Annotated in this window: 16 protein-coding genes; 7 read left to right on the plus strand and 9 right to left on the minus strand. The window is 39.9% G+C overall.

What is annotated here, in order from left to right:
- Positions 1-94: 94 nt before the first annotated feature.
- Positions 95-661 carry a D-glycero-beta-D-manno-heptose 1,7-bisphosphate 7-phosphatase gene (gmhB, locus tag ABWP91_RS17975; RefSeq protein ID WP_353244394.1) on the minus strand — a complete coding sequence of 189 codons (567 nt, stop codon included), beginning with the start codon at positions 659-661 and terminating at the stop codon, positions 95-97.
- 170 nt (positions 662-831) lie between these two features.
- Between gmhB and metN the strand changes: the two genes are divergently transcribed.
- From metN to proS, 6 genes are all read left to right on the plus strand, one after another.
- Positions 832-1,863: a methionine ABC transporter ATP-binding protein MetN gene (gene metN / locus ABWP91_RS17980; protein ID WP_353244395.1), complete on the plus strand. Its 1,032-nt coding sequence runs from the start codon at positions 832-834 to the stop codon at positions 1,861-1,863.
- Positions 1,856-2,509, plus strand: a complete 654-nt coding sequence (gene metI, locus ABWP91_RS17985; RefSeq protein ID WP_353244396.1) for a methionine ABC transporter permease MetI — start codon at positions 1,856-1,858, stop codon at positions 2,507-2,509. The genes metN and metI overlap by 8 nt, the downstream gene beginning before the upstream one ends.
- A gap of 60 nt (positions 2,510-2,569) precedes the next feature.
- Positions 2,570-3,391: a MetQ/NlpA family lipoprotein gene (locus ABWP91_RS17990; protein WP_353244397.1), complete on the plus strand. Its 822-nt coding sequence runs from the start codon at positions 2,570-2,572 to the stop codon at positions 3,389-3,391.
- A 125-nt stretch (positions 3,392-3,516) separates the two neighbouring features.
- Positions 3,517-3,921, plus strand: a complete 405-nt coding sequence (gene rcsF / locus ABWP91_RS17995; RefSeq protein WP_353244398.1) for an envelope stress sensor lipoprotein RcsF — start codon at positions 3,517-3,519, stop codon at positions 3,919-3,921.
- A 7-nt stretch (positions 3,922-3,928) separates the two neighbouring features.
- Entirely contained in the window at positions 3,929-4,648 is a 720-nt protein-coding gene (gene tsaA / locus ABWP91_RS18000) for a tRNA (N6-threonylcarbamoyladenosine(37)-N6)-methyltransferase TrmO (RefSeq protein WP_353244399.1), read from the plus strand.
- Positions 4,649-4,747: 99 nt separating this feature from the next.
- Positions 4,748-6,466 (plus strand): proline--tRNA ligase, encoded by a 1,719-nt coding sequence (gene proS, locus ABWP91_RS18005; protein ID WP_353244400.1) that lies wholly within the window; start codon positions 4,748-4,750, stop codon positions 6,464-6,466.
- Positions 6,467-6,529: 63 nt separating this feature from the next.
- Here proS and chbG read toward each other — a convergent pair whose 3' ends face one another.
- From chbG to nlpE, 7 genes are all read right to left on the minus strand, one after another.
- Positions 6,530-7,285, minus strand: a complete 756-nt coding sequence (chbG, locus tag ABWP91_RS18010; RefSeq protein WP_353244401.1) for a chitin disaccharide deacetylase — start codon at positions 7,283-7,285, stop codon at positions 6,530-6,532.
- 35 nt (positions 7,286-7,320) lie between these two features.
- Entirely contained in the window at positions 7,321-8,673 is a 1,353-nt protein-coding gene (locus tag ABWP91_RS18015; protein WP_353244402.1) for a 6-phospho-beta-glucosidase, read from the minus strand.
- 120 nt (positions 8,674-8,793) lie between these two features.
- Complete coding sequence (gene chbR / locus ABWP91_RS18020) at positions 8,794-9,660, minus strand: transcriptional regulator ChbR (protein ID WP_353244403.1); 867 nt, start codon at positions 9,658-9,660, stop codon at positions 8,794-8,796.
- A gap of 9 nt (positions 9,661-9,669) precedes the next feature.
- Positions 9,670-10,014: a PTS N,N'-diacetylchitobiose transporter subunit IIA gene (chbA, locus tag ABWP91_RS18025; RefSeq protein WP_353244404.1), complete on the minus strand. Its 345-nt coding sequence runs from the start codon at positions 10,012-10,014 to the stop codon at positions 9,670-9,672.
- Positions 10,015-10,058: 44 nt separating this feature from the next.
- Positions 10,059-11,420, minus strand: coding sequence for a PTS N,N'-diacetylchitobiose transporter subunit IIC (gene chbC / locus ABWP91_RS18030; RefSeq protein ID WP_219244371.1), 1,362 nt, complete (start codon positions 11,418-11,420; stop codon positions 10,059-10,061).
- A 108-nt stretch (positions 11,421-11,528) separates the two neighbouring features.
- Positions 11,529-11,849, minus strand: a complete 321-nt coding sequence (locus tag ABWP91_RS18035) for a PTS sugar transporter subunit IIB (RefSeq protein ID WP_206083764.1) — start codon at positions 11,847-11,849, stop codon at positions 11,529-11,531.
- A gap of 372 nt (positions 11,850-12,221) precedes the next feature.
- Complete coding sequence (nlpE, locus tag ABWP91_RS18040; RefSeq protein WP_353244405.1) at positions 12,222-12,878, minus strand: envelope stress response activation lipoprotein NlpE; 657 nt, start codon at positions 12,876-12,878, stop codon at positions 12,222-12,224.
- A 273-nt stretch (positions 12,879-13,151) separates the two neighbouring features.
- Here nlpE and rof point away from each other — a divergent pair, with 273 nt between their 5' ends.
- Complete coding sequence (gene rof, locus ABWP91_RS18045) at positions 13,152-13,415, plus strand: Rho-binding antiterminator (RefSeq protein WP_042848970.1); 264 nt, start codon at positions 13,152-13,154, stop codon at positions 13,413-13,415.
- Positions 13,416-13,477: 62 nt separating this feature from the next.
- Here the strand turns inward: rof and tilS are convergent, their stop codons facing one another.
- Positions 13,478-14,830 carry a tRNA lysidine(34) synthetase TilS gene (gene tilS / locus ABWP91_RS18050; RefSeq protein WP_353244406.1) on the minus strand — a complete coding sequence of 451 codons (1,353 nt, stop codon included), beginning with the start codon at positions 14,828-14,830 and terminating at the stop codon, positions 13,478-13,480.
- Positions 14,831-14,836: the final 6 nt, after the last annotated feature.

Raw genomic sequence — 14,836 nt, forward strand, 5'->3', positions numbered from 1 at the left:
CCGGTCAGTGGATGCGCATTATAGGGAGTCAGAAAAATCTGGCAAGTGTTTTTTTAAACTTTTTTTCTGACTGTTCGCTTATTACCCAAAATGACTATTTTTTGTTTCTTTTTAACGTTTCTGGCAGGTCTGCAATGCTATTAATGACAAAATCAGCACTATTCATTGCTTCTTCTGTCACAGGCTCGCCACTTTTAACCAGCACTGTTGTTCCGACATTTGCTGCTTTACCCGCTAAAATATCAGCAAGTTTATCGCCTACCATTATAGAAGCAGCCATATCTATATTTAAGAATGACTGCGCATCTAATAACATGCCCGGTTTTGGTTTACGGCAATTACAGTCTTGGCGATATTCTTCAACATCGGACTCTGCGTGATGTGGACAGAAGTAAATACCGTCGAGGTCAACACCACGATCGGCAAGTGACCAGTCCATCCACTCTGTTAATTGCATAAATTGGTCTTCGGTATAAATACCACGCCCAATCCCCGATTGGTTTGTAACAACCACTAATGCATAACCCATTTTTTTTAATTCCGACATCGCCTCAATAGCACCTTCGATAAATTCGAAGTCATCTATTTTATGTACGTAACCATGATCGATATTAATTGTTCCGTCTCTGTCTAAAAAGACTGCTGGTATCCCGTTACTCACCTGTTTACTCCTCAAACTGAATATCTTTTTAGTATCTCACGAAAAGAAATGAAATGAGAATAGAATAAATCGCACAATCTTTATTGACTTAGACGTCTAGACGCCTTAACATCCACCCATATTAGATACACTATCTAAAGAACAATTCAGATAAAAGTTAAAAAACATAAATGATAAAGCTCTCAAATATAAATAAAGTTTTCCAGCAAGGAAGCCGTAGCATTCAAGCGCTGACTGATATTAGCTTGCATGTACCTGCTGGTCAGATATATGGCGTTATTGGTGCTTCAGGCGCAGGTAAAAGTACGTTAATTCGTTGCGTAAACATGTTAGAGCGCCCAACATCAGGCCACGTTGTTGTTGATGGGCAAGATTTAACATCAATGACAGAAAAAGCGTTGACGAGAGCGCGCCGCGGTATTGGCATGATTTTCCAACATTTTAACTTATTATCTTCGCGTACTGTTTTTGATAACGTGGCACTGCCACTGGAACTGGACAATACGCCTAAAGAAAAAATTAAAGAACGCGTTGATGAGCTACTAGATTTAGTCGGCTTAAGCGAAAAGAAAGATGCTTACCCTGCTAATTTATCAGGCGGACAAAAGCAACGTGTTGCAATCGCACGCGCTTTAGCTAATTCGCCAAAAGTTTTACTGTGTGATGAAGCGACTAGCGCATTAGACCCTGCGACAACACGCTCAATTTTAGAGTTATTAAAAGATATCAACCGCCGTTTAGGGTTAACCATCTTATTAATCACTCACGAAATGGATGTCGTAAAACGTATTTGTGACCAAGTTGCGGTAATTAGTGGCGGCCAATTAATCGAACAAGATAAAGTGAGCGAAGTATTCTCTCACCCAAAAACACCAGTTGCGCAGGCTTTTATTCAGTCAACGTTAATTATTGATATTCCAGATGACTATAAAGAGCGCATGAGCACTGAAGCAGGTAAAGATTTATCGCCATTAGTGAAATTAGAATTTACAGGCCAATCCGTTGATGCGCCGCTAATTTCGATGGCTGTACGTAAGTTTGATATTGATATTAATATTTTAAGCTCTCAGATTGATTACGCAGGCGGCGTAAAATTTGGTGTGATGCTAGCGGAGCTGCATGGCATTAATGGTGGTGTTGAGTCCACAATTGAATTTTTGAAAGAGCACCACGTGAAAGTAGAGGTTTTGGGTTATGTCTGAGAGAATGATTTATTTGCTGATTAACGGCACCATCGACACTATCACAATGACCTTTGTTTCTGGCTTTTTAGGCTTTGTTTTAGGCTTACCATTGGGTGTTTTGCTTTATATTACGCGTAAAGACCAAGTGATGGAAAATGTCGGCTTATATCGTGCACTTGCCGTTATAATTAATATTTTCCGTTCAGTACCATTTATTATTTTACTCGTTTGGATTATTCCATTAACGTCATTTTTAGTGGGTACAACCATTGGTTTAAAAGCCGCGATCGTGCCTTTAACCATTGGTGCAGCACCATTTATTGCACGTATGGTCGAAAATGCGCTGTTAGAAATTCCAAGTGGTTTGATTGAATCAGCACGCGCTATGGGGGCAACGCCTCTTCAGATCATCCGTAAAATACTGATCCCTGAAGCAATGCCAAGCCTGATTAACGCAGCAACCATTACTTTAATTATGTTAGTTGGCTATTCCGCAATGGGTGGTGCAGTCGGCGCCGGTGGCTTAGGGCAAATCGCACTACAATATGGTTACCAAACCTATAACCCTGTTGTGATGAATACCGTCATTGTTCTTCTTGTCATTTTAGTAAACATAATCCAGTTTGGTGGCGAGTACTTAATGAAAAAAGTTTCACATCGATAGTCAGTAAAATAGCGGCGCCGTTAGGGTGCTTATAAAGTCCGTATGAAAGGGGTACTACCAATGTCTATTAAGTTAAAATCTATCGCAGTTGTCGGCGCGCTATTAGGCACACTCGTTTTAGCGGGTTGTGGCGAAAAAGAAAAAGATGCTAACAGCATTAAAGTTGGTGTGATCATGGGCAAAGAGTTAGAAGTTGCTGAGGTCGCACAGAAAGTTGCTAAAGAAAAATACGGTTTAGATGTTGAGCTAGTTTCATTTAATGATTTCGTATTACCAAACGAAGCATTAAGCAAAGGCGATATCGATTTAAACGCCTTTCAACACAAGCCATACCTTGATCAACAAATTAAAGATCGTAATTATAAGTTAGTGCCAGTCGGTAATACGTTTATTTACCCAATTGCTGCTTATTCTAAAAAAATCAAATCTGTTGATGAATTAGCTGACGGTTCGCAAATCGCATTACCAAATGACCCAACCAACTTAGGTCGTTCTTTGCTGCTGCTGCAACAACAAGATTTAATTAAATTAAAAGATGGCACAGGTTTAATGCCAACTGTTCTGGATGTTGTTGAAAATCCGAAAAACCTGAAATTTGTTGAATTAGAAGCGCCACAATTACCACGTGCTCTTGATGACCAAAAAATTGCTTTAGCTATCATCAACACCACTTGGGCAAGCAGCGCAACACCTAAACTGACGCCAGCAAAAGACGGTTTATTTGTTGAAGATAAAGATTCTCCATATGTAAATATTATTGTTGCCCGTGAAGACAATAAAGATAGTGAAAATGTGAAGAAATTTATCCAAGCTTATCAATCAGATGAAGTTGCTAACAAAGCTAACGAAGTCTTTGATGGTGGCGCTGTTAAAGGCTGGTAATCTTTTTTATTATTAAAAAAACGATTAAAATACTAGGTGGCTCTATGCCGCCTAGTATTTTTTGCAATTTATAGACTATAAAAATAACGATACTTTATTGAATCATATAAGAAAGGTAATAACTTATGAGACTGTTATTGCTCACCATAGCGGCGTTTGCGTTAGCTGGGTGTGGGATTAACCAATACACGAGTCCAGGGGCAAACAAAGGTTTCACCAGTATGAAATTGTCTAAACCTGTACCGAGTGTGACTGAAGAACCTGAAACAGCAAATGTTAAATTAATGAATAGTCCTGAAGAACTTTTGGGAATGCCTTTCAAAGATTTAGGTATTGTTTCTGGTGAATCTTGCAGAGAAAGCGTTCAAAGCCCGCCTGCAAATCTAAATACAGCAAAAAACAGTATGTTATCACAAGCTGCTTTTATCGCTGCTGATGCCGTCCTTTTGCATCAATGCCAAACAATGACCGCACCAGGTTGTTATCAAGCAACGATTTGTGAAGGTAGCGCATTAAAAATTGTTGAATAACCGCCATATGCAATCTTTTCAATTTGAGACTATTGGGCATATCGAATCGCCATATAAAGAAAAGTTTGCCATCCCGCGCCAACCTGGGCTTGTTCCAGGTGGTGCAGGACGCCTACATCTCCACCCCCCTTTTAATGATGCCAATACCGTTCGTGGCTTAACGCAATTTAGCCATATCTGGGTAATTTTTGTATTTCATCAAACAATAAAAGGTGGCTGGAAACCTTTAGTTCGCCCGCCTCGCCTTGGTGGTAATGACAAAATGGGTGTATTTGCAACGCGCTCAACATTTAGACCAAATCCAATTGGTATGTCCCTTGTTGAATTAAAAGGGGTTTCTATAAAAAACAACCAAGCTATACTCGAGCTTGGTAGCCTGGATTTGGTTGATGGCACACCTGTGATTGATATAAAGCCTTATTTACCTTTTGCTGAGGCAATACCAGAGGCCACCGCGGGATATGCACAAGATGCACCTTCGGATAAAATGCAGGTTATATTCACGCCAGCCGTTGAAAATCAATTAGTGCCTTATCAACACCAATACCCTGCGCTAAAGCAATTTATTGAACAAATTTTGATGCAAGACCCTCGCCCTGCGTATAAAAAACAATCGACTGAAATTCGTGATTATGCGGTTCATTTATTAGATTTTAATATTCGTTGGCGAGTGATTAATGGTGTGACTGAAGTATTCGCTATCGAACCTTACGAAAAAACGTGTTAACCCCTTTTGGCGAATCTCAGTCGCTGGTAGACTAGCTCTCTATATACTTTGGTAAGCAAGCGGCTTGCCATAATTTGTTGTTCTAATGGAACCTATACAATGCGTACTAGCAAATATCTGCTCTCAACTCTAAAAGAGACCCCTGCGGATGCAGAAGTTATCAGCCACCAGCTGATGCTGCGTGCAGGAATGATCCGTAAACTTGCTTCTGGTCTGTATGACTGGTTACCCACAGGCGTGCGTGTTCTGCGTAAAGTCGAAAACATCGTCCGTGAGGAAATGGAAAATGCAGGCGCTATCGAGGTATCTTTACCCGTCGTTCAGCCCGCAGATTTATGGCAAGAAAGTGGACGTTGGGAACAGTATGGTCCTGAATTGCTGCGTTTTGTTGACCGTGGTGAGCGTCCATTTGTCCTTGGCCCAACCCATGAAGAAGTGATCACTGATTTAGTGCGTAACGAAATCACGTCTTATAAACAACTGCCATTGAATTTATTCCAAATTCAGACCAAATTCCGCGATGAAGTTCGCCCTCGTTTTGGCGTCATGCGTTCACGCGAATTTATTATGAAAGATGCATACTCTTTCCATATTAGCCAAGAATCATTACAAGAAACCTATGATGTAATGTATGAAGCGTATAGCAAAATTTTCACACGTATTGGCTTTGATTTCCGTGCAGTTCAAGCGGATACTGGCTCAATTGGCGGTAGTGCATCTCACGAATTCCAAGTACTAGCGCAAAATGGTGAAGACGATGTTATTTTTTCCACTGAGTCTGACTATGCTGCAAATATCGAGTTTGCTGAAGCATTAGCGCCAACCACACCACGTGGAGCACCAACCGAAGAACTGCGTTTAGTGGATACTCCAAACGCAAAAACAATCGCTGAGTTGGTAGAGCAATTTAACTTACCTGTTGAAAAAACAGTTAAGACACTTATCGTTCATGCCGAAAAAGATTCAGGCCATACACTAGTCGCATTATTGATCCGCGGCGATCATGAATTGAACGAAGTTAAAGCGGAAAAACATCCTTTAGTGGCCAGCCCACTAGAGTTTGCAACAGAAGCTGAAATCAGAAATGCCGTGAATGTAGGCCCAGGCTCATTAGGCCCTATCAATATGCCATTACCAATTGTTATCGACCGTAGCGTTGCAGTGATGAGCGACTTTGGTGCGGGTGCAAATATTGATGGTAAACACTACTTTGGCATCAACTGGGAACGCGACTTAGCCTTACCTGAAACTTATGATTTACGTAATGTTGTCGAAGGCGACCCAAGCCCAGATGGTAAAGGCGTGCTGCAAATTAAACGCGGTATTGAAGTTGGCCATATTTTCCAATTAGGCACCAAATATTCAGAAGCCATGAAAGCGTCGGTCCAGAATGAAGAAGGTCACAACCAAATCGTCACCATGGGTTGTTATGGTATTGGTGTGACACGTATTGTTGCAGCTGCTATTGAGCAGAGCCATGATGATCGAGGAATTATTTGGCCGGATGCGATTGCACCGTTCCAAGTCGCTATTTTACCAATGAATATGCACAAATCTTATCGCGTAAAAGAAGTTGCTGAAAAATTGTATGCTGACTTAAAAGCAAACGGTATTGATGTGATTTTCGATGACCGTAAAGAACGCCCTGGTGTAATGTTTGCTGATATGGAACTGATTGGCGTTCCATACACCATCGTTATTGGTGACCGTAACTTAGATAATAACCAGATTGAATATAAATCACGCCGCAGTGATGATAAAGAATTGGTTGGTTTAGAAAATGTCGTTAGCTTCCTTAAAGGTAAGCTCGGTAAATAAGTTAGGTTAAAAGCCAAAAAATAGAGCCCAAATTCTAGTCATCTTGAATTTGGGCTTTTTTCTTTAAATATCTCTATACGAACCGATTTTAAAACCACGTGCGGCGATTTGTGATTTTAAATTTTCCGATGTTAATACTTCCAATTCATTTAAACGTGGATAAGCGTAGTTGCTTTTTAATAATGCATTATCAATAAAAGCGGGATGACTCATGACTTCAATAGAGCGATGCCCCTGTGCTTTTGCTTCATCGATAATTTTCAAAAATAATGTTTCTGAAATTTCATCCCCATAAAACTCACTACTAAAACAATCAGTGCTCGCCACTTGGTATGATAATGGCGGCCAATTTTTCTCTAATTGACGATCTACTCGCAGTGCAACACCTTGTTCTTGTGCAAACCCCACGACAAGAGGAAAAATGCCTTCAATCATATGCACGTGATGATGGCTATCAATATGGCTGGGCTTTTTGCCAAAAATTTCGATAAATTTTTGATATTGCAGATTCAACTCTTGTTCAATCTCAGATAAAGGTAAATCATTAATATCGATATCCCACAACCATTTACCCAACATTCCATCACGGCTGAGTATTGGCATTGCTGAAAAAGGCTTACCTGCCGTTAAAACAAAATGCATTCCTACCGCTAAATTCGGATTTTCATGACTTAATTTAGCCGCATGGGATATGGCAGGCATATTCATCATTGCACTCGTTGAATTAACAATCCCATTACGATGAGATTCGATAATCCCATAATTAACGGCTTCACATAATCCAAAATCATCAGCATTCACAATAAGTAATGAAGCCATTTGTTCTCCCTTAATGCTATAAGCGATTTAACTCATTAACCTTCCTGCTCAAGTTGTTGTATTGCTTTCGTAAAGTTCGGCAGGTGTTTCTTGTGAGCGATAAGTAATTCTTTCGAAATTAAACGCGCATCGTTATCCGAATGAATTAATGGGTTTAAATTCATCGCCAGTAATACATCATTAAACTGGCCATTTACAGCTGCTTGGCTCGTGGCAATTTCAAAGTTTTTTAAGGTATAAATTAAGCCAAGTACTTTATCATCAAAGTGAGTCACTCGTGGATGCGGTTTTGCTCCATCGCGTCCTAGTAAGCAAGTCATCTCCACCGTCCAATCTTCAGGAATATTATCAATTTGCCCCTGATGTGGAATATTAACGTAATGCTCCGTATTTTTATCGTTATAAATAGCGTTGATAACTTCACAAGCCGCATCTGAATAATAAGCACCGCCACGTAATTCAAGCTCTTTAGGTTTCACATCGAGTGATGGATCCTTATAAAGTTCAAACAGTCGATGTTCAACCTTTTGAACGATTTGAGCTCGAGCGCCACCTTTATAATATTCACCCAGCTCAATAGCTAACATTTCTTTTGGCTTAAAGTAATACAGTAAATAAGAGCAAGGGATCAGATTTAAGCTACGAATTAACCCTTCGTCAAACGCAAGGTCAGTGATATTTTTGACTGAGTTAGCACTTAATGTACCTGAAGCAATACCATCTAATAGCTCATCAAAACGTGAAATGCCATTAACAATCACATCTTTGATAAAAACCATGTGGTTTAAACCGAATAAGTCGATGGATAACTCATCGTTATCTGACAGATTAAGAACATCTGTAATAAACATTTTCATACCAATCGGAATATTACACACACCAATAAAACGCTTAAAGTTTGTATGTCGATAAACGGCTTCTGTCACCATCCCAGCTGGGTTAGTAAAATTAATCACCCATGCATTAGGGCAGATTTCTTCCACATCTTTAATAATGTCAAAAATAACAGGGATTGTACGCAACCCTTTAAATAACCCACCAGCACCATTGGTTTCTTGGCCTAAATAACCGTGTTTTAATGGAATCGTCTCATCTATTTCACGAGCCTTTAACTGACCGACCCTTAATTGTGTGGTGACAAAGTCAGCATCTTTAAGAGCTTCCCTTCTATCCAATGTTTTTACTATTTTCAACGGAATGTTTGCGTGCTTAACCATGCGTTGGCATAAATCAAAAATAATATCTAATTTTTCTTTGCCTTCCTCAACATCCACCAACCATAGCTCAGTAATCGGAAGTTCATGGTAACGTTTAATAAAACCTTCGAGTAATTCAGGTGTATAGCTACTACCACCACCAATGGTGACAACTTTTAACTTCTGAGTCATATTAACCTCATAGAACCTTATACAATAGACATAGAAAGGCACACCATCTTTATTAAAAAGATGGTTATGCTTGAATTTTTAATTAAGAACGTTTTTGAAACTTAGTTTACTTAATACTAATTAACCCACCATTTTTTGCTCAACACTGTATAAATTTTTTCGGTAATCACTTGGCGTTAGTGAGGTTGATTCTTTAAATTTTTTCACAAATAAACTTGGGCTACTGTAACCAGATTCAAATGCAATATCCGTAATCGAATAATTGGTAATTTCTAATTGTTTTTTAGCAAAATTAATTCTGATATCGTTAATAATTTGCATAGGTGTTTTGCCATAAAAACGCTTTGTCGCTCGCGTTAAATATTCTTGAGATTTCCCCGTCATGGTGATCATATTTTGCAGAGCACTTTCACTGAACATCGCAATATCATGCATGTCTTCAAGTGTGCTCTTAAGCCATTGAGGAGCATCATCCTGTAAACTCTTTTCGCGAAAATGGCGTAAGCGATTAACGACATTGAATGTGACTAATTCAATAAACTCATTAAATTCGCTGTCTCTAAAGTTTAACGAGGCAATAACGGATTCAATATAAGCCATAAATTCATTTTTTAATGGATAGCTTTGCGATGCAACAAAACAGCTTGGTAATAATGGCAAATAATGTTTATCAAAAAATGATTTACTAATGCCAACATTTAATATTCGTGTTGGACCAAAGTCATAAGCACTTTCGTGATATGACCCAATAGGTAAAAAAACAAAATCCCCACGCTCTAATAATATTTTTTTTCCATTAATAACTTGGTAACAGCGACCTGTTAATACAATTGTATATTCATAATAGTCGTGTTGATGCAGCCCACTTGCACTCTCAACTTTATTATAAATAAAGACATGAAAGGTTTTATTGTTAAATAGTTCGCTTTCTTGAACTAATTTAATTTCAGCATTAGTGTCAGTTCTATTCATCAGTGTCTGCATCATTATCCCCTTTTAATGGTTTAACTTTTCATGTAGCTCAATTAATTCGGTAATCAGTTCGCGAGCTAGCATGGCATTCATTAAATGATCTTGAGCATGAACGAGGACTAAACTAACTTTGATTCTGCCCTCTCCCATGTCGCTTTCAATGAGCTGAGTTTGTACTTTATGTGCTTCATTCAAAGAAGAGTGGGATTGCTCCATTAAACTTTTTGCCGTGGCGAAGTCGCCCTCTTTAGCCTTTCTTAATGCGGTATAGGCTAAACTTCTCGCTTGCCCTGCATTAATAATTAAGCCCATGACAACTTCTTCTAACTCATTAGCTGCATCTTCTTGAATATCATCGAGTTCAAACATATTTTTATCTCTACTTAAATGGGAGGAGCAAGCTCCTCCGTTTTTTAAAACTTCAGTGCATTAGCAATATCTTCTTCACTTTCTTCTTCGTCTATCGTGTTTTGGGCTTTATTCGAAATCACCACAAATGGCAGATAAACCAGTACAGCGACACCAAGGTTAAATAAAGCAAGTAATAACGCTGCAATACTTCCGTTAGTGTTGAAGAAGGCGGCTAAACCTGTCGGCATTGTCCACGGTGCAATATTGGTCACCGGCGGGATAATTCCTAAAGAATACGCTGCTACCATTATTCCCGCCAATAACGGCTGGATCAGAATAAATGGGATAAACATGACAGGGTTCATGATGATAGGTAATCCAAAAATAATCGGTTCATTAATTTGGAATATACCCGCTGGTAATGCTAATTTTGCAACTTGGCGGTGATCTGCACGGCGTGAAGCAATAAAGATGGCAATGATCAGTCCTAATGTTGCCCCTGTTCCGCCTAGGAAGACGTAGGAATCAAGCATTGGTTTTGCCCACATATGGAAAGATTTACCCGCAGCAATCGCCGCATCTACCGAACCATATTGCGCATATAACGAGACGTTTTCCAGTGCCCATGGTGTCATAATCCCGCTATCTAAGGCTGTCAGGGCTAATGAGCCGTGAATACCAAAGAACCACAGCAATGACGTAAATACCACATAAGCCCAGCCAACGACATTCCCCATTGATGCGAGTGGCGTCGACACGGTATCCATAATAATTTGGTGGAAGTTAGTGCTGATACCGCTCGAAAGCGCCCATGACACAATCCCCATTATCGATAAGATAATAAAACCAGGAATAAGTGCAGAGAATGAACGGGAAACAGAAGGTGGCACACTATCAGGTAATTTTATCACCCAATTACGACGCACAATAAATGCAAACATTTCGGCAACGACTAACCCTAAAATAATGCCCGAAATAATGTTTGCTCCGCCTAACCAATTTGCACCAACGGCATAAGCCCCATTAACTTCATAAGGTGTCACGGTCATAAAAGCAGCAACGGCCAGTAACCCTGCGGCTAATGGGTCAACTTTTCGCTCTTCCGCTAATGCCATGGAGATAAAAAAAGGCGCCATGAGGGACATAATACCGAGAGTCCCGTTGTAGACATTCCCCCCAATCGCTTTAAATCCATTTAATGTTTCAATAGTTGACGGTTCTAATCTCACACCCAATGAGTAAAAGAACGACCCTGCATCAAAGCTTAAAAATACATTATTAATCAGTACAAACATTGCCCCAACTAATGTCAGTGGCATAATACGAATAAAACCATTCTTTATTGCATTAACGTGAGGTTGCTTTCCCAATCTAACTGCGAAGGGCAGAAGTACCTTTTCAAGCGAAGTGATAACAAGACTCATAAAAATACCCTCGATTTTTTGAGTGTGCTCCATTCTGACTAGGCTAATCTGCAATGAATAGCGCTAAGGTTGATGGAGTTATTATTGAGTAGAGGTAGGTCTCTAATTTTAATTTGCTGTTTGTTTTTTTATGCTTGCAACGGCTGCCTTTAATACCCCCAGCCCATCCACTTTGCCGTATAACAATGAATCAATCACTTCGACAGGTTTATTTGGTAGTATTTTTTGAATATCCGTTAACATCCAAGCAATTTGAGGACCGAGTAAGACTAAATCTGCATCAACACCTTTTTCACTTGCTAAACTTTCAGGGAAAGCCTCTATGTTGACGGGGACATCATATTTTTCTGCCTGTTGCCTCATTTTGTTGACTAACAATGAAGTCGACATGCCAGCAGAACAAAATAAATAGATATTTTTCTTCTTCATTCCTTATCCTTTGATTCGTTCTATTTTTTAGTTACCGCTTAGATTTATAAATTTTTTTACAGACTTGCGGCTTTTCTTAAATCAATAAACTAAAAATTAAAATTATTTCTAGTTGAATGGATTATACGGACTTCCCTGAGTTTACGATATTTCATTGTTATCATTAATTGTCCCTGATTGACCAGCAGCCATGACAACCTTCACAAAATACGCAAATATTTTGCGACAATAAAAAAGTTATACTGATATCAAAAAAGGAGTGTGTGAAGAAGTAAAAAATAGATGAGGTGATTTTTTATTGAAATTTTAAGACGTTAAATAAAAAAGCCCAATATTTCTACTGAGCTTTTTAGGAGGAAAATGCAATTTAAATTATTTGCACGACGCCGTTTTATCGAATTTAATTTGCCCTGTTTGGACGAATGCTGAGTCAAATTGACCATCTTCCATTGATGGACGAACGGTATAATAACCTTCAACCTCAACATACACAGGGGTACCTCCATCAACACCCGTTTCCCCATAGGCTTTTTCTAATTCAATACCCGATGCAGCGTATTGGCGCCCAGTTTCGCACTCAGTAAAGACAGCGGCATCAGCCATGTAACGATATTGGCCCACTTTCTTACTTGGTTGAACGCGATTTAACGAATAGTTCAATTCAGTCTCAATCGGGTTACCATCTAAATCCAGTAAAGTAACGGACTCTCCGTTATCCGCTTTAGCAAAAAAGGTGCTTTCGCCTTTTGGATTTGTTGTACGCAGTTTATTACCTTCAACGCTCCATTTACCCGCCTCATGGAAGCCCGTGTTACCGTCTTTTGTTTCCAAGTAAATCAATTGTTCGACATAACTGCCATCTTGGTTCACTAACAATGTTGCTTCAATGCCTGAGCAATCTGCACAAGGCAATACCCCGGTATAGACCTGATCAACTGGGACTGTATTGGTATTTTGTGCACCACTTTGGCAGCCCGCTAATGTAACTGTGCCAACCGCCATTAAGACTAACAATAGTGATTTTCTCATAATAATTCCCTTGAAATTATTCGCTTTTAACTCGTTTACCAATATGAAACATCATAGCATCTCAAGCCATAAAAAAATGGAAACAGTAATATAATTCGGACATAACTGATAAAAAATGTCACGTATTAATTTGATGAATAAGAATTATCTTTTTCATCCAGTAGCGATTATAGTTATTAAAATTACTATGCTATTATCGTACTAAGCATTTTTTTGCTTGATACAACATGTTCAAGGCGGCAATAACCGCCACTAACACAGTGGTGAGGGAATATGTCTACAGATACTGAATATCAACCTATCAATTGTGATGATTACGAATATCTAGAAATTGCATGCCAACGTCAGTTGAAGTTGCAAATAAAACTTAATGACGGCGAGAATATTGAAGGGCAGGCCAGTGATTTGCTTCTACGAAAAAAAGTCGAGTACCTGATTGTTGAGACACATGAGGGCACAAAGGAGCTACGGTTGGATTGCATTAATTCCTTCAGTCATCCAGAAATCGGCACGATAGTTGTCGACCACTCTCACTAATACTCACAATTTGAGTCCTTCTTGCCCCTTATGATGGTCACAGTCATAAGGGGTTTCTTGTTTTAGAAATCGGTCTGAAACCTCGACTCTTGCTGCCAATCTATCGCTATCCCAACTAGCTCATCGCCAATAAAACCTTCTGGCGTGATAAAACACCCCACCGCTGTAATCAATTGGTCGTTATAATAAACCAGTGGAATACGTTCTCGCATCCACGGCGCAACCCCCAGTTCCTGCCATATTTTTTTGCTGCTTCTTGAACGATGCCGCCCCACAATATTGAGCGTGCCTTGCAAACCAAAACGTACAGTCACTTTTTCATCAGGCTCTGGAGGGCGAATTTGCCCTTGCCCTCCCATAACCTGTAATCGCCCAAGGGATTCAGGCAGTTCAAATGTGGCTGGATATGACCACGTATATTGCTGCCCTGCTAAGTTTTCAATACGAGGAACCAGCCACAAGGCGCCTTGGTAGCGGCGAACGTCAATCTGCCCTAGACGACAAACAGGCTCGGCATCTTGCCGCGCAAGCGCCACTTCTTGCCAGATACGCTCTAACTGGTTAAAAGGTGGCATCTTAAGCTGATGCAACCCAATCCAGCGGCGGATCAATGCATTACGCTTTGCGACAGAACAATTTTGCAGTTCATCAATAAACAAACCACCACGGTAATCCATCATCCCTTCAAGGGTTTCTTGCAATAATTCATCCAGTAACGATTCTTGCTCCGCACATAGCGATGCACTGCGCGCAATGGCATTGGAAATATGCGGCCAACGTGCAGTTAAGCACGGTAAAATATGTAACCGAAGGAAGTTTCTGTCATAACGAGCATCTTGGTTGCTATCGTCTTCTACCCAAGGCAATTGCTGCGCTTGCATGTAAGTTTCTAAATCAATACGGGAGACCGTTAATAATGGCCGCAGCAACTGTGTTTGCCCGCATTTCGCGATAAAAGGTAAAGATTCAGGCATCGATGATAACCCTGCGGGGCCACTTCCACGCTTTAACGCTAATAAAAATGTTTCCGCTTGATCATCAAGATGCTGAGCAGTTACCAACACTTCGTTGATTTCAAGTTCTTCACGATAAGCTTGATAACGGGCATCCCGTGCCGCAGCCTCAATACCTTTCTCGCTTGGATCAACAAATACATGGTAGCAGATAAAAGGGATCTGCCATTGTTGGCATAGTTGTGCACAATGTTGTTCCCAAGCATCTGCTTTTGTGTTTAAACCGTGGTGAATATGAATTGCGCGGATAATTAAGCGCGAATTATGATGTTTCTTGAGCTGATAAAGCGTATGCAGCAATACTGTCGAATCAATCCCGCCACTAAACCCAACAAGTATTTTTGTACAATCACCGATTTTTTCACGTACTCGCTCGATGATCATGGATGATTGCTGCACCATTCGTTT

This window comes from Providencia sp. (assembly GCF_040396775.1).
Classification (GTDB): Bacteria; Pseudomonadota; Gammaproteobacteria; order Enterobacterales; family Enterobacteriaceae; genus Providencia.